Annotated in this window: 13 protein-coding genes; 2 read left to right on the top strand and 11 right to left on the bottom strand. The window is 67.1% G+C overall.

Annotated elements, in window-relative coordinates:
- Positions 1-4: 4 nt before the first annotated feature.
- The 8 genes from HCU64_RS20455 to HCU64_RS20420 form a co-directional block, all read right to left on the bottom strand.
- The gene (locus tag HCU64_RS20455; protein ID WP_233386211.1) at positions 5-760 is read right to left on the bottom strand and encodes a PIG-L deacetylase family protein; all 756 of its coding nucleotides are present in this window, start codon (positions 758-760) and stop codon (positions 5-7) included.
- Positions 757-1,983, bottom strand: a complete 1,227-nt coding sequence (locus tag HCU64_RS20450) for a glycosyltransferase family 4 protein (RefSeq protein WP_233386087.1) — start codon at positions 1,981-1,983, stop codon at positions 757-759. Before HCU64_RS20450 ends, HCU64_RS20455 begins: the two co-directional genes overlap by 4 nt.
- The gene (locus tag HCU64_RS20445) at positions 1,980-2,885 is read right to left on the bottom strand and encodes a sugar phosphate isomerase/epimerase family protein (RefSeq protein ID WP_233386086.1); all 906 of its coding nucleotides are present in this window, start codon (positions 2,883-2,885) and stop codon (positions 1,980-1,982) included. The genes HCU64_RS20450 and HCU64_RS20445 overlap by 4 nt, the downstream gene beginning before the upstream one ends.
- The gene (locus HCU64_RS20440) at positions 2,882-4,495 is read right to left on the bottom strand and encodes a YcaO-like family protein (RefSeq protein WP_233386085.1); all 1,614 of its coding nucleotides are present in this window, start codon (positions 4,493-4,495) and stop codon (positions 2,882-2,884) included. The genes HCU64_RS20445 and HCU64_RS20440 overlap by 4 nt, the downstream gene beginning before the upstream one ends.
- 176 nt (positions 4,496-4,671) lie before the next feature.
- Positions 4,672-5,721 carry a Gfo/Idh/MocA family protein gene (locus HCU64_RS20435; RefSeq protein WP_233386210.1) on the bottom strand — a complete coding sequence of 350 codons (1,050 nt, stop codon included), beginning with the start codon at positions 5,719-5,721 and terminating at the stop codon, positions 4,672-4,674.
- 23 nt (positions 5,722-5,744) lie between these two features.
- Positions 5,745-6,929: a class I SAM-dependent methyltransferase gene (locus tag HCU64_RS20430; RefSeq protein ID WP_233386082.1), complete on the bottom strand. Its 1,185-nt coding sequence runs from the start codon at positions 6,927-6,929 to the stop codon at positions 5,745-5,747.
- A 31-nt stretch (positions 6,930-6,960) separates the two neighbouring features.
- Positions 6,961-7,881, bottom strand: coding sequence for an HD domain-containing protein (locus tag HCU64_RS20425; protein WP_233386081.1), 921 nt, complete (start codon positions 7,879-7,881; stop codon positions 6,961-6,963).
- Complete coding sequence (locus HCU64_RS20420) at positions 7,881-9,071, bottom strand: inositol-3-phosphate synthase (protein ID WP_233386080.1); 1,191 nt, start codon at positions 9,069-9,071, stop codon at positions 7,881-7,883. Before HCU64_RS20420 ends, HCU64_RS20425 begins: the two co-directional genes overlap by 1 nt.
- Positions 9,072-9,382: 311 nt before the next feature.
- On the opposite strand from HCU64_RS20420, the gene HCU64_RS20415 reads away from it, so the two are divergent.
- Complete coding sequence (locus HCU64_RS20415; RefSeq protein ID WP_442785992.1) at positions 9,383-10,516, top strand: transglycosylase SLT domain-containing protein; 1,134 nt, start codon at positions 9,383-9,385, stop codon at positions 10,514-10,516.
- On the opposite strand, the gene HCU64_RS20410 is transcribed toward HCU64_RS20415, so the two are convergent.
- The 3 genes from HCU64_RS20410 to HCU64_RS20400 all read right to left on the bottom strand — a co-directional run bounded on the left by HCU64_RS20410 (position 10,510) and on the right by HCU64_RS20400 (position 14,545).
- Positions 10,510-12,177, bottom strand: coding sequence for a DHA2 family efflux MFS transporter permease subunit (locus HCU64_RS20410; RefSeq protein ID WP_442785991.1), 1,668 nt, complete (start codon positions 12,175-12,177; stop codon positions 10,510-10,512). The genes HCU64_RS20415 and HCU64_RS20410 overlap by 7 nt on opposite strands.
- Positions 12,114-13,307, bottom strand: a complete 1,194-nt coding sequence (locus HCU64_RS20405; RefSeq protein WP_233386077.1) for an HlyD family secretion protein — start codon at positions 13,305-13,307, stop codon at positions 12,114-12,116. Before HCU64_RS20405 ends, HCU64_RS20410 begins: the two co-directional genes overlap by 64 nt.
- 203 nt (positions 13,308-13,510) lie before the next feature.
- On the bottom strand, positions 13,511-14,545 hold the full coding sequence (locus HCU64_RS20400) for an aspartate-semialdehyde dehydrogenase (protein WP_233386209.1): 1,035 nt from the start codon (positions 14,543-14,545) through the stop codon (positions 13,511-13,513).
- 322 nt (positions 14,546-14,867) lie between these two features.
- On the opposite strand from HCU64_RS20400, the gene HCU64_RS20395 reads away from it, so the two are divergent.
- On the top strand, positions 14,868-15,467 hold a 600-nt coding region (locus HCU64_RS20395; protein WP_233385910.1), incomplete at its 3' end, for a GTP-binding protein.

Below are 15,467 nucleotides of genomic sequence, written 5' to 3'. Positions count from 1 at the left end.
GGCGTCACGCATCGTGCGGCAGGGGCACCTTGAGCTGCCCTTCGACGCGGAAGCGCTCGACAGCGCCTTCCTCGCGAAGCCGCTCCGCGAGCGCAGCGGAGCCACCGAACTGAAATCCGATCTGCGTCGAATAGGCGGCGCAGGCGGCTGCCTTGCGGCTCTCGCAGGCTGCGTCGAAGCGGATCTCGCGGCTCGGGAGGTGCGCGAAGGTATGCGCCAGCGGCTCCTGCGGCTCGGCGTGGCGGATCGTGTACGGGTAGTCGCGCCACCACAGCACCGGCGCGGCGGGCCGCGCCGCACGGATCGCGCGCACGACGTGCACATGGTCGACATGGCCACCCACCGCCTGCGGCGCGAGGATCAGGTCGGGGCGAAGCTCTCTGAGGAGCATCTCGAAGGCATCGGCGAGGTTCAGCTCGATCCGGTCATCGGGGCGAAGCGCGGCGAAGAGTTCGGGCGGCGAGCCGTAGCCGCGATGCGGCGCCTCTCGAAAGGGCAGGTGAACCGGACCTTCGATGCCGAGATGGTCGGCTGCGGCCACGTCCTCGGCGCGACGCAGGGCCATGTAATCGACCTCGGCCGGCAGGCCCTTGTCGAGCTGGCAGGCGAGCGCGAACCCCTTCGGCTCGGCGACGGAGGCCGTGAACACCGTCGCCATCGTCACGGCCCAGCCATTCGCCGCGAGATGGGCGAGGGAGCCGCCCGCCGAGAAGGCGGCGTCGTCGAGATGGGGCGAGAGGGCGAGGGCAACCGGCATCAGAGCAGGTGCGGCTCGGCGCGGAAACGGCATTCCGGATCGTAGGGCAGGGCCTCGACGAAATCCGTATCCGGCCGCTCGCCGGCGACCTTGGCATAGACGTCCATGATCTGCCGGCCGACGGCCGTCCAGGAATAGACCCGGCGGCATTCCTCGAGGCCGGCCTGGGCTAGCTGCGTGCGCAGATCCGCATCCTCGATCACGCGGCCGAGCGCCTTGGCCAGCGCCCGCACGTCGCCGGGTTGGACGAGCAAGCCGTTCTCGCCATCGCGCAGGCAATCCGAGACACCGACCGAATGGGTCGAGACCACGGCGAGCCCCGCCGCCATCGCCTCGAGGATCGTGTTGGAGAAGCCTTCGGCATAGGTCGGCGACACGAAGACGTCGGCCTGCCGGTAGAGGTCCGGCACCGTGTCGTACTCGGCGTAGCCGGTGAACATGACGTGGGCCGAGGTGAAGCCGATCGCATCCGCCTTCTCGCGGGCGGCCTCCACGTCCGGGCCGATCCCGGAGATCGTCGCCTCGAAGGGCAGGCCAGCCTCCCAAACGCGCTCCAGCGCGTCCAGGAAGTCGAGCACGCCTTTCCGGCGATCCACGCGGCCGTGGTAGAACAGGCGCACCGGATCCTCGCCCTCCACGGGCTTGCCGGGCGTGAAGCGCGCCGTGTCGACGGCGCCGGGGACGATGGTGAAGCGCGCCGGATCGGAGCCGAGCCGGTCGCAGACCTCCTTCACAAAAGACTGGCCGCCGATCAGCAGGGCGTTGGCATGGGCCAGCACCTCGCACATGGCCAGCCGATGCGTCTCGCAGCACGAGCCGACCCAGTGGCCGTCTCCGCCCTGGATCGAGACCACGTTCGGCACGCCGAGTTTTCGCGAGGCCAGCAGCACGGCCCAGCCGGTCGGATAGCCGTATTGCGCATGCAGGATGTCGAAAGGCTTCTTGGCGTGCTCGGCGCAGATGGTCTCGACCATCGTCTCGATGTCGCGCTCGAAATCGCCGCCCGACTGCTCGCCAAGCTGCTCGAGGCCGATGACATGGACGCCCGGCACCGGCGGCGGCGGGCCACCGCCATAGACGCGGGTGCCGAATTCGTCGCCGCGATATTGCGAGATCATCGTGACGTCGTGGCCGGCTTGCGTCAGCTCGCGCAACAGGTTCTGCGCGTACACGCTCATGCCGGAGATCGCCGGGAAGTAGCGGCGGCTGACGAAACAGATCCTCATGTGGTCGCAACCCCGATCGACACGTGCGGCGCGGGTGTCTCGTGAAGCCGCTCGTCGGGCGCGGGCAGGCCCGGTCCCGGCCGGCGGCAGGTGCGCAGGTAGTCGAGCGAGCGCGGCACCATGACGTCGGCGCGGTGGCTCTCGCGAGACAGCTCGACGCAGACGAGCTTCTGGAAGTCGATCTCCTCCAGCGCGTCGAGCACCGAGGGCACGTCCATGTCGCCCTCGCCGAAGGGCAGGTGGATATGCTCGCGCCGCCTCATGTCCTCGATCGCCACCGTGCCGAGGCGGTCGGCGAATTCCTTCACAGCGGCGGCCGGGTCGCGCTCTTCGGTCACGAGGCAGTGGCCGGTATCGAGCGCCAGTCGAAGGTTCGGAAGCTCGAGCGCGGCATAGTCGTCGAGCGTCTCGACCAGCATGCCGGGCTCGGGTTCAAGCGCGGCGACGACGCCCTTCTCCTCGGCATAGGCCGCGACCTCGGTGAGCCCCTCGATCAGCCAGCCACGGGCCGCCTCACGGTCGACGCCTTCCTTCGGCACGCCGGCCCAGAACGAGACGGCCTCCGAACTCAGCACATGCGCGATGTCGATGGCGCGCTTGAGGAAACCGACGCGCCGGGCGCGTCCCGAGGCATCGGCAGTGACCAGCGTCGGCTCGTGCTTAGCCGTCGGGTCGAGCAGGAAGCGGGCGCCGGTCTCGATCACCGAGCCGAGTTCGAGCCGCTGGAGCAGTGTCGAGACATGGTCGGCCTCCACTAGCCAGTTCTCGGCGAAGGGGTCGAGATGGTGGATGTCGAGGGTCAGCGCGACGCCGTCATAGCCGGCATCCTTGATCAGCCGGATCGCGTCTTCGAGCCGGTGGTTGGCCGTTCCGTTGGTGTTGTAGGCGAAGCGGAGCGTCACGCACGCCTCCTCTCGGCCCGTCGCCCCTGCCGCTCGAAGCGGAAGGGGGCGTGGTGGGATTCGGGCTCACGATAGAGCGGATAATGCGAGCCGACGATCTCTTCGGCCAAGGCCGTGTCGAAGAGCGGCTGGCCACCGAAGCGCTCGATCGCCTCCGGCGTCAGGCGCACCGGCAGCAGCGTGTCGGTCTCGGTGCCGAACTTGATCAGTGGGTGGTCGCGCTCGATGAGCTTCTTCGTGTTGCGCTCGCCGATGCGGTAATAGCTCATGGTCTCGACTTCGAGCCCCGGCACGATAGCCTTGACGATGCCGATCCCGCTGTCGGGCGGCGCACAGTCGACGTAGAGGATGTCGAAGCCGGCTTCGTCCAGCCGCTCGCGGGCGATTTGTCCGCGGGCATGGCCATCGGCGGCCGGCGTCGTCGGCAGCTCCGAAAAGCGCTTGGTCGAGCGCTCGGAATAGACGGTCTCCGAAAAGACCTGCTTCAGCTCCTCGCCGGACAGCTCGATCCAGCCGAGCATGGCCTGGAGCGCGCGGCTCTCTTCGAGATCGAGGCTCGGCAGGGCCTTCTGGATGAAGGCTTCGACATAGCCGGCCGGCGCCACGGTGTCGGCGAGCGCGAGCGGGCCGTGGCCGAAGGTCTTTCTGACGCGGGCGGCCTGGAATTCGAGGAGCGCCTTGCGCAAAGCGCGCTCGCGATCCGGATCGCAGGCCTCGCCGCAAGCGGAGAGCGCGACCGGAGCCGGCGCATCGGCTCCGTTCTCGTCGTATCCGACGACATAGATGTTGGTCAGGCCGAATTGGTCGGTGGCGAATTTCGGCAGGGCGCGGATGCCGAGGCTCTCCAGGCGGTCGAGCATGGCGCGCGTCTCCGGCCCGATACCGTCGAGGTCGAGCATCACGCCCTGGTCGAGCGCACGGAACAGCAAGCCGTTGCCGTCGCGCTGGAGCAGTTCGAGCAGGCCGTGGCCCAGGGCGAAATTCGTGTCGGGGCCCGCGCCGAGGCCGTTGGTGATCAGGTTGGTGAAGGGCGTGTAGCCCGGCCGCAGCTCGAAATAGTCGGTCGCGGCGATGTCGAGTGGCATCCAGACGCTCTCGCCGGTGCGGGCGCGGACGAGCGGCGTCCAGTCCAGCTTGGTCGTGCGGCCAACGGGCGAGCCGGCGGGAAGGCAGAGTGTCAGCGGATCGGCGACACTGCCGCCGCCGAAGACGCGGACGAGATCGTCATAGGAAACGGCGGCCTGCTTCTCGCGAGGCATCACCGCGAGCGAGGGCATCAGGTTCTCGGCGATTTCGGCCACTGCGCCGATCAGCGCTTCGTCGTCGGTGGCGCCGTAGCCGATGCCCGACGGCATGGCGCCCACGAAGAACGGATCGTCGAGAAATAGCGCCACGAACCAGACCGGAATGCCGGTGCGGTCGAGCGGAGCCAGGTTGAAGCCGACGACACGGCCCTCGGGCAGGATGTCGAGATAGGCCTTCACCGCATCGGGAAGCCGCTCGGGCAGGCCCTCGATGCGACGAGGCGCACCGTAGCGGTAGCGGCGCGGCGCCTTGAGGCTGGCGTGGCGGGCGCGGTCGTCCTGGTCGATCTCTGTCGTGGTCGTCACAGCTCACTCACCCGCTTGGTCCCACCCGATCACCTCGTGGTGAGGTGCCGGAGCGCAGCGGAGGCCTCGAAGGAGGGCTCCGGCTTGGCGCGCGATCCCTGGAGCCCGCCTTCGAGGCTCCGCAGCACCTCAGGATGAGGTTCTCTGGTGGGATCGACCCGCTTGTCCTCGTCGTCTCACGCCGCCGGCGCCAGGGCCTCACCATAGGCACGCGCCAGCAATCGCATCGTGTGCAGATCTCGCTCGGCGGAATAGGCCGCACGCTCCTCGGGCCGGCGCAGGGCCGAACCGAACGCGCGCACCTGCTCCAGAAAGGGCGAGGCCTCCGCATCGAAGGCGATGGTTTCGGACTCGCCGCTTGTACCGTCGGTGAACGTCAGCCGGCCACCCGGCGTCTGGCCCATCGTGTCGATGGCCGTCAGCATTCCCTTCGTGCCAACCACCTCGAGGCGGCGGCGCGGCAGAACGTCCGGGCAATTGTAGGCGACATGGAGATTGGCGAGCACGCCGGATGCCGTGCGGCCGATCAGCAGGGCGCCGTCATCGACGGCGTAATCCTGGGCGCGGGCCTGGGTTAGGGAGGCGATGTCCTCGATCGACTCGTCGAGCAGGAAGTCACAGAGGTCGAGCCCGTGTGGGGCGAGGTCGATCAGCGCGCCACCGCCTGCCTGTTTCGGGTCTATGCGCCAGTTGTCCTGGCCCTGGAACGAGGCCCAAGCTCGATCGAGCCAGCAGGCATAGACGATGCGGACAGCCGTCACAGTGCCGAGCCGGCCCTCGCGTATGCCATCGCGCATGGCGCGGTGCGCGGGATGATGACGCTGGTCGAAGGCGGTGCCGTAGAAGGCACCTGAGCGGGAGACGGCTGCCGCCATGGCCTCCGCGTCGCCGAGCGAGGCCGCCATCGGCTTCTCGCACAGGATCGCCTTGCCGCTGGCGGCGAGCGCCTCGACGGCAGCTCGATGGAGATGGTTCGGCGTGGCGACGTAGACCGCCTCGACCTCCGGCTCCGCGATCAGCCCGGCAATGTCGGCATGAGCCCGTGCACCCTCGGCCTGCGCCGCTGCGCGCGAGGCCGCGCCGGGATCGGCAACCGCGACGAGCCGGTGACCGGCGGAGCGGATTCCGGGTGCCATGTAGTCGCGGGCGACCCAGCCATAGCCGACGATGCCCCAGCCGACCGAATCTTTGCTGGTCGCACCGTCGCACGACGAACCGGCTTCCATTTCGTCGGACAGTGCTCCGACCATCACCAGCGCTCCGGCAGGTCGACGTACTCGCGCCGACGCACCCGCTCGGCGACCGGCGTCTGAGATCCACCCTGCCATTCTAGCGATTTCGGACCATCGGAATGCAGCGGATAGGTTACCCGCTCGGCGTATTCCGCCGCGTAGCGCTCGGAAGGCCAGCGTATGGCGTAGGCTCCGCTGAGGTCGACCTTGTAGAGCGGGTTCAGCCGCAGAGCCGTTCCGGCCAGTGGCAAGGTGATGCCGTCGACCACGGAGCGCGGGGCGGGGCGCATGCCTGGGCCGGCCACCAGCGAGAAGGCCTCGCACGTCTTGATCTCGTGCGGAGAGCGCGGCGTTGGGGCGCGGGCCTCGACGAGTGCCCGGGTGAGTTCGGCATCATCGTAGACGAGCGCGTCGGGAAATAGCTCTTCGATGTCGGCCGCCGTCACCGCCTTCCCGGCGGAGTAGCCGGGGCAGTCGCTGTTGTGGATGTGGCTCACAGCCAGCCAGCCATCCTCGCCGGCCGTCTTGCGCAGGTTTGCCAGAATATCGGCCTTGTCGTCGAGGAAGTAGAAGGCGTCGTTACACAGCACGAGGTCGACGGGTGCCTCGGCAATGGGCCAATGCGGCGAGGAGGCGTCGAAGCAAATGAGCTGTGCCTCTTTGGCGACGACCCAATGGCGCGCGACCCAGAGCTTGGCGAAGACCACGTCGGCGCCAGCGACCTTCACGCCGCGCGCCTGCATCTCGCGTAGGTAGTGCCCGATGCCGCAGGCGAGCTCGAAGGCACAGGCGGGCTCGTTCCAGTGCGCTTCGAGCAAGGTGAGCCCGGCGAGGTAGGTCGGGTCGCTCCAGCGGTTGACGAAGTAGTCGCCGACGCGCCCCCAGCCGAGGCCGTCCACGGCATCGCGCAGGGTCGCGGTATCTCGGTTCGCGACGAGAGCCCGCAAAGCCTCCGGGTCGGCGGGCGGCCCGTTCCACCAATCGTCCTGATCGGCGAGCAAGCCGACCAAAGCCGCTTCAGTCTCGCCCGCATCGAGACGCGTAAGCGTCGCGGCGATCAGTTCGCCGCGGTTGGTGCGTAGGTAGGGAATCCCGTCGAGCACCGGCCACCGCTGGCCAGTCTCGGCGTCGCGCAGGACATTGGCCCCGTCGGCTTCGAGCGGATTTCCGGTCTCGGGCGAAATGAGATCGAACGGTATCATGACCGGATGATAGGGCAGCGAGGACCGGACTTCACGGGATCTGCATGTCCCTGAGTACCCGATCCTGGAAATCCTTCACGGGACCGGCATGGACCAGCTCCATGTCGCCCAGCACCGTGTCCATGGTCAGCGAGGCGGCGCGCAGGTGCTGCGCGATCTGCAGCACGCGGTCGATGGAATCGGCGGCGTGGAAGGCGCGGCCCTCGGCCGTCGCGTCGTCGGGCAGGACGGCGCGCGCAAGTCGCACGGTCTCGCGCAGACTCGGCTCGAGCTCGTTCAGGGCGCGCTCCGAGCAGCGTTCCACGATCGGCCAGAGATGATCGCCGAGCAGCATCTCACCGGTGAAGCCAGCATCGGGCATCAATGCATTGTGAAAGTGGTGAGCCATGGCCGCGAGAAAGACCACAGCCGGATCAGCCCGATAGAACGGGCTGAGCACGACGCCGTAGACCGCCACGACCAGGCAGTGCTCGGCATGGTTCTCCGGCGGCTCCAGCAGGATGCGCGGCTTGCCCGGACAGGTCACGCCCGCCCGCGGCTGCTGCGCCTGTGCCGCGACGAAGTCAGGCAGCTGACCGACCGGAAGCGACGCGATCGGTGGCTGCAGATGGGCGCGAAGTCGAGCGCGCAACTCAGGCTCGACCTGATCTGTGACAGCATCGAAACCGGCCACCAGAATGGCTGAGGCCTGCTCGTCATCGAGTCCGGCCGCGGCGAGAAACGCACCGTCGATGTCGCACAGCCGGGTGGCCGCCAGGGCGTTCGCGGTGACCTGAAGAGCCACCGTCTCCGGCGAAGCCCCACCCGTCAGCGCTCCCCAGCCCTGCGCAAAAAGTCGCTCGGCGATCGATCCCCGGCGGCCCGCAGAGCGGACGCGCTTGAGATCGCCGAGTTCGACGAGAAGTTCGCGAAGGGGGAGGGGCGCGGCGGCAGCCGTGCCCTGGGCCGACATCAGTTCGTGCCGAGCCAGTCGAGCAGCATCTTCTGCTGCTTGCCGAAATCGTGCACCGGACCCGCACCGTTCTTGACCATCGGTGCCTTGAAGAAGCTCGAGAGCTGCTCCTGCGCGCCACCTTCGCCACGCTGCTTGGCGAGGTCGAGAACGCGAGCGATCTCGATGACGAGCGGAGCGGCCAGGATCGAGTCCTTGCAGAGGAAGTTCACCTTGATCTGCATGCGCTGACCCATGAAGCCGGTGACGTCGATGTTGTCCCAGGCTTCTTTGTCGTCGCCGCGCGGGCGGTAATAGTGGATGTGCACAAGGTGGTCCTCGACCGGGTAGCCGAGGATCGAGTCGAGCACCGTGCCCTTGGTGTTGATCTTCGACTGCAGCGAGGACGGGTCGTTCAGGGCGAGACCGTCGCGGTTGCCGAGGATGTTCGTCGAGAACCAGCCGTCTACGTGTAGCGCGCGGGCCTTCAGTGCCGGCGCCAGCACGGTCTTCATCATGGTCTGGCCGGTCTTGCCGTCCTTGCCGGCGACGGGGACGCCCATCTCGCGAGCGAGATCCAGGAGCGCCGGCACGTCGGCGGCGACGCTCGGCGTGAAGTTGCCGTAGGGCACACCGCTCTTAATCGCCGCATAGGCATACAACATTGCCGGCGAGATCGACTCGTCGTCGCTGTCGAGACCCTTCTCGAAGGCCTCCGTCGAGTTCAGCACGGCCGCGGTGAGGTCGGGCCAGCGCTCGGTGGAGGCGAGGTTGATCACCACGACTTCGTCGAGGTTGCTCTCCTGTCGGAAGCGCTTGAGGTCGTTGGCGATGATCGAGACCGTCTCGCGATGGTCCTTGGCGACGATGCGGTTACCGCCGTCGATATTCTTGCAGAACTTCGCGCTGCCGACAGCCGGCCAGGGCGTGATGCCCTTGAGCACCTGGGCGCCATTCTCGATGTCCTGCTGCGTGAGCACGCCGTGCCCGGTCGCCGCGGAGGCGAGGTCGTCGCCGTTCAGGTCCCAGCCGCCGAAGACGAGGTCCTTGTAGTCGGTCATGCCCTGGACCGAGACACCGGCGAGAGGCAGGCCGTCGAGCCGGTTCGATCCGGACTTGATCATCTCGATGCCGGCGATGGCGGTGGTGGCAACGGCGCCACCCATGCCAACGAACGCGACGCCGACGCGGCGACCGGTCTGCATACTCATCGGGGAAGAACTCTCTGTTGAATCGCGCAGTGGGCTCGGATGGCTTCGCAGTAGTCGGCCCCCAGGCCCGTAACAACTGGGTCTCCAGGGGACTGTTCCAAGGCAGGGGTGCCATGTTTTGCGTGAACGGGGGCTGACTGGGCGCCGACGCATTGGTTAATAATTCGTGAAAACAATGCCTTAACGCGGTGTTAAGGCCGCCACGTTGGGATCACGGGCTGGTCGAATTGTCGTCACACCCGACGGCGACACCCTCGCCACCAACGCGAAGCCGCGCCCTAGAACGCCGCGGCACGACAAAAGGAAGTTTGATGGGGGCTTACCCGGAGCCGGCGCCTTGCGCCGACGACGTGAGCCGACTCGTGCGTATTGAGTCGATCGTTGTCAACAACACCAAGGCGGCAAACCCGCTTACGACCCGAAACCCGTCATCACGACAGGTCCTGAAGCGCAGTCTCTCCGCGACGTTCGCGATCGGTCTCGCGCTCGGAGCAGGCCTGCCGATGGCACAGGCACACGCCGGCACGAGCCTCGGCGGCACGCCCATGGAGCTGCCCGGCGCCAGCCGGCCGTCCGATTGGGGCGCCACCCGGCTCGCCGCCGGCGACAGCGTGACGCAAGGCGTGATGGCGGGCGACCCCGCGAGCCCGCCCGCGCCGCAGCCGGACGCCGATACGCTTCGCTTCGGCACGACCAGCGTGCCGCGCCCATTGGCCGAGACGATCCTGCGTGCTTCGGAAGCGACCGGCGTCGATCCGGCCTACATGATGGCGCTCGCAGACAAGGAATCGAGCTTCGACACCGACGTGAAGTCGACGGCTTCGTCGGCACAGGGACTGTTCCAGTTCGTGACCGGAACCTGGCTTGAGATGGTCCGCGACTATGGCGCCCGCCACGGGCTGGTGGCCGAGGCTGCCGCGATCAAGGGCCACGGCGGCGCGATCGGCATTGCGGACGAGGCGATGCGCAAGCGCGTGCTCGCGCTGCGTAACGATCCCTTCGTCTCTGGCCTGATGGCAGGCGAGATGATCAAGCGCGACCGCGCCCGCATCGAGGGCCGTCTCGGGCGCGAGCTCAAGACCACCGAGCTCTACATCGCCCATTTCCTCGGCACCGCGAGCGCCGGCAAGTTCTTGTCGCTCAGCGCCGAGGCGCCCGAGCGCAACGCCCAGTCCGCCTTCGGCCGGGCCGCGCGGGCCAATCGCGGCATCTTTACGGCCAAGGATGGCGGCAAGAAGCGCAGCCTGACCGTGGCCGAGGTGCACGAGCGGCTCGGCGGCATGATCGACAAGCGCATGAGCCAGTTCCAGGCGATCACCGACATGATCACCCAGGAATCCGAGATCGCTGACCAGGAGCACGGCGACGAACGCCCCGTGCTCGACGCGCGCCTTCGTCTGAAGGACGACATCGTCCCGCCGTCGGTGGCGCCGTCGATTCAGTGAGCTGCGGGGGCGCCGCCCCCGAGCTTTACCGTCTTCAGGAGCATCGCCAGCGGAATGGCGCAGAGCGCCATCAGCGCTAGCACCCAGAACACGTCGATATAGGCCCAGTAGGCCGACTGGGTGTCGACCTGCTGGCCGATCCAGGCGATGGCCTGGTTCTGGGCATCCGGCCCGGCATAGCCGTGCTCCGAAAAATACTGCGTCGCAGCGCGCAGCGTCTCCCGATAGGCGGGGCTGGTCGAATCGACCGCCTCGCCGATCCGGCTCTGGTGGAACTGCTGGCGGTAGGCCAGGACGTTCTGCGCCAGCGATACGCCCATCGAGCCGCCGACATTGCGGGCGACGTTGATCAGCGCCGAGGCCTGATCTGTCTGCGATTTCGCGATGCCCTCGTAAGAGGCCGCGGTGATCGACAGAAACAGGAACGGCAGACCCGCGCCGATGAAGACGCGCGAGAGCGCGAAATAGCCGAAGGTCGAGCTGCCATCGAGCCGCGTCAGGTCGTAGAGGCCGGCGAAGATGATCAGCGAGCCGCCCATGATCATGTATTTCGGCTGCACCACAGCCGAGAGGCGCCCGGCGGCCGCCATCGCCATCACGGTGACGATCCCCCCGGGCAGCAGCAGCACGCCGGACAGGGTCGCGGTATACCCGTAATAGGTCTGCGTGATCTGAGGGATGAATTGCGTGGTCGCAATCAGGATCGCGCCGACCGCCAGCATGACCAGGAAGCACGAGCCGAACTGGCGCTGGCCGATCAGCCGCAGATCCACCGCCGGGTTCTCCTGCTTCAGGAGCCAGGGGATCATCGCGACGAAGCTGACCGCGGCCAGGATGGCGAAGCCGATGATCAGGTTCGAGCCGAACCAGTCCTTCCGCTGTCCTTCGTCGAGCACGACTTCCAGCGCACCGAGGAAGGTCGCCACCAGCAGGAATCCGACCACGTCGAAACGGACGCCCTTGCGGCGCAGCTCCTTCCGCTCGGCGATAGCCGCGTCGGAATCGTGCAGGAGCATGTGCATCAACCCGAGCGCGATCACGCCGACGGGACCGTTGATCAGAAAGCACCAGTGCCAGGACAGGTTATCGGACAGCCAGCCTCCGAGCGTCGGCCCGATCACTGGCGCCACGACCACCGAGATGCCGTAGAGAGCGAAGGCTTGCCCCCGCTTCTCCGGTGGAAACGAATCCGCCAGGATCGACTGCGCGAGTGGCGCCATGCCGCCGCCGCCGAGCCCCTGCAGCACGCGGAAGAAAAGCAGGGATTCGAGGCTCCAGGCGAAGCCGCAGAGCACCGACGAAACGGTGAAGAGGCCCACGCTCCACATGAAGAACATCTTGCGGCCGTAGCGCTTGGCCAGGAAGCTGGAAGCCGTCAGCGTGATCGCGTTGGCCACGAGATAGGTCGTGACCACCCAGGCGGATTCGTCCGGGCCGACCGCCAGCCCCCCCGAGATGTAGCGCAGCGCCACGTTGGCGATGGTGGTGTCGAGCACCTCCATGAAGGTCGCCAGCGCCACCACGACGGCGACGGCCCACGGATTGTGGCCGCCCGGTGCGCTCGACGAGAAGTCCTTGGGAGCGCCGCTCTGCGCGCTCACCGAACCCTCACGGTCGGGATGACCGACATGCCGGGTCCGATGGCGACGTCGTCGGGCCATCTGTCGACGATGATCTTGACCGGGATGCGCTGGGTCACCTTCACGTAATTGCCAGTGGCGTTCTGCGCAGGCAGCAGGCTGAAGGCGGTGCCGGAGCCTGGCTGGACCGAGGCGACCTTCCCGGTGATCTTGCGGTCCGGATAGGAATCGATCTCGACATCGACGTGCTGGCCGGGTCGCATGTCGGTGATCTGCGTCTCCTTGAAGTTCGCGGTCACCCAGATGTCGTCAGGCACGAACATCGACAGGCTCTGTCCCGATTGCGCGTACTGGCCCTTCGCGCCGGTGAGCTGAACGACGCGCCCGGACTGGGCGGCGGTCACCGTAGTGTAGCCGAGGTTCAGCTTGGCTTGGTCGCGCTGGGCCTTCGCATTGGCCAGGCTCGCCTCGGCGGAGGCCTTCTGCGCATCGAGCGAACCGATCTGCTTCTGCGCGGCAACCACGCTGGCATTGGCGCTGGTGAGGGAGGCTTGGCGCTGCTCTAGCGTAGAGGCCGTGGATTGCTGCTGCTGGACGGTGCCGGCGCCCCGCTGGGCCAGGGTCTGGTAGCGGTCGGCGTCCTCCTTGGCGAACTGCAGAGCCGCCTTCGAGGTCTCGACCTGCGCCTTGGCGACGTCGATCTGCGCCTTCTGGCCCTCGATCTGCGCCAGGATGTTCTGGATCGAGGCCTCTGCGGATTCGACCTGAGCCTGTGCCTGAGCCAGGGCGACCTCGTAATCGCGCTTGTCGATCTGGGCGAGGACGGCGCCCGCCTCGACGTGCTGATTGTCGGTCACCGGCACATCGACGACGTAGCCGCCGACCTTGGGTGCGACGGTAAATTTGCGAGCATCGACAAAGGCATCGTCGGTGCTCTCGTAGGGATGGACGAAGGCCTGCCAATACAGGAAGCCGCCGATGCCCAGCAAGACGAGCGCGACCAGCGAGACGAAGATCAGCAAGGGATGCCGGCGGATCAGCCCCGGCTGCTTCTCCGCGTCCGCCTTGGAGCCATCGTCCTTCTCCTCCTCGGGCGTCTCGGGGGACGGTCGCCGATCGGGCTCGGTTGGCCGCTCGGCTCGAGCGTCGCCGGGCGTTGCCCCGGCAGCGGACTTGCCGCCGCCAGGAATCGAATTTTGGTCGTCAAGCATTGCGGTCGCACAGTCGTCGCGCCCGCTCCCAAAGGATTCGTAGCGCAGGAAAACCCGCCTCGCGGGGCAAAAGCGATGCTGCGCGAATTGTTCCGGCCGAATGCCAGTCGAACACGGTAAACGCAGATCGGCCCGCCGCGGGATGCACGGCGGGCCGATCTCGAAAGTCTTCGAAACGGCCGGGCTGTCCGGCCGCCGGATGGTCAGGCGGCGTGCTTGGCCCGGTTCAGGAGCTTGCGGTTGATCAGGACCTCGGCGATCTGGATCGTGTTCAGCGCCGCGCCCTTGCGCAGATTGTCCGAGACGCACCAGAAGTTCAGGCCATTCTCGATGGTCGCGTCCTCGCGGATGCGGGAGATGTAGGTGGCATCCTCGCCCGCCGCCTCGTGCGGAGTCATGTAGCCGCCGTTCTCGCGCTTATCGATCACGAGCACGCCGGGGGCCGCGCGCAGGATCTCGGTGGCCTGCTCGGGGGAGAGCGGACGCTCGAACTCGACGTTCACCGCCTCGGCGTGGCCGATGAAGACCGGCACGCGCACGGCGGTGGCCGTGAGCTTGATCTTGGGATCGAGCATCTTCTTGGTCTCGGCGACCATCTTCCACTCTTCCTTCGTGTAGCCGTCCTCCATGAACACATCGATGTGCGGGATGACGTTGAAGGCGATGCGCTTGGTGAACTTGCCCTGCTTCACCTCGCCGGCGGTGAACACCGCGCGGGTCTGGTTGAAGAGTTCGTCCATCGCATCCTTTCCGGCGCCGGAGACGGACTGGTAGGTCGAGACCACGACCCGCTTGATCGTCGCCGCATCGTGCAGCGGCTTGAGCGCGACCACGAGCTGTGCCGTCGAGCAGTTCGGGTTGGCGATGATGTTGCGCTTGGTGAAGCCGGCGATCGCATCGGCATTCACCTCGGGCACGATCAGCGGAACGTCCGAATCGTAGCGGAAGGCCGACGAGTTATCGATGACGACGCAGCCCTGCTCGCCGATCCGGGGGCTCCACTCCTTCGACGTCTCTCCACCGGCCGACATCAAGCAGATGTCGGTATCGGAGAAGTCGTGCGTGTCGAGCGCTTTGACCTTGAGAATCTTGTCGCCGAAAGAGACCTCCTGGCCCTGGCTGCGGCGCGAGGCCAGCGCCACGACCTCGTCGGCCGGGAAAGCGCGCTCGGCCAGAATGTCGAGCATCTCACGGCCCACATTGCCCGTGGCTCCGACGACGGCGACCTTGTAACCCATCTCGATCACTCCGCTTCGCGATCTCATCGCGACCGCTCTGTTCCGGATCGGCGACGCGATCCGTCGGCCGGCCCGGCTGCCGGATCCCCTCCGGCCCTTGCGCAGGTTCATCGCTGCGCCAAAACGAAAGAACCCGCCCCCGTGTCGACGAGGTGGGTTCTCTCGGCGCGCGGAGCAAGACGCCTCGTCTGCCCGGCTGTCAAGACGTCCGAAAGCATGCCGGACACGCCAACACTTGATCGAAGCCGGCCAAACCTCTAAGCGGGCGGCGCCTTGCGCCCGGTCTTGTTCCGGGCGCCCCCGCTCAGGATTGATTGGACCGATGGGCAAGGAAAAATTCAACCGCAGCAAGCCGCACTGCAACATCGGCACGATCGGCCACGTTGACCACGGCAAGACGTCGCTGACGGCGGCGATCACGAAGGTGCTGGCGGAGTCGGGCGGCGCGTCGTTCACGGCGTATGACCAGATCGACAAGGCTCCGGAGGAGAAGGCGCGCGGCATCACGATTTCGACGGCGCACGTCGAGTACGAGACGCCGAACCGCCACTACGCGCATGTCGACTGCCCCGGCCACGCCGACTACGTGAAGAACATGATCACGGGCGCGGCGCAGATGGACGGCGCGATCCTGGTGGTGTCGGCCGCCGACGGCCCGATGCCGCAGACCCGCGAGCACATCCTGCTCGCCCGTCAGGTCGGCGTGCCGGCCCTGGTGGTGTTCCTGAACAAGGTCGACCTGGTCGACGACGAGGAGCTGCTCGAGCTCGTCGAGATGGAGGTGCGCGAGCTCCTCTCGAAGTACGAGTTCCCGGGCGACGACATCCCGATCACCAAGGGCTCGGCCAAGGTCGCTCTCGACGACGGCGACAAGAAGATCGGCCACGATGCCGTCATCGCCCTGATGAAGACGGTGGACGAC

Source organism: Methylobacterium sp. C25, from assembly GCF_021352225.1.
Classification (GTDB): Bacteria; Pseudomonadota; Alphaproteobacteria; order Rhizobiales; family Beijerinckiaceae; genus Methylobacterium.
This window is presented reverse-complemented; position numbering and strand designations above follow the sequence as displayed.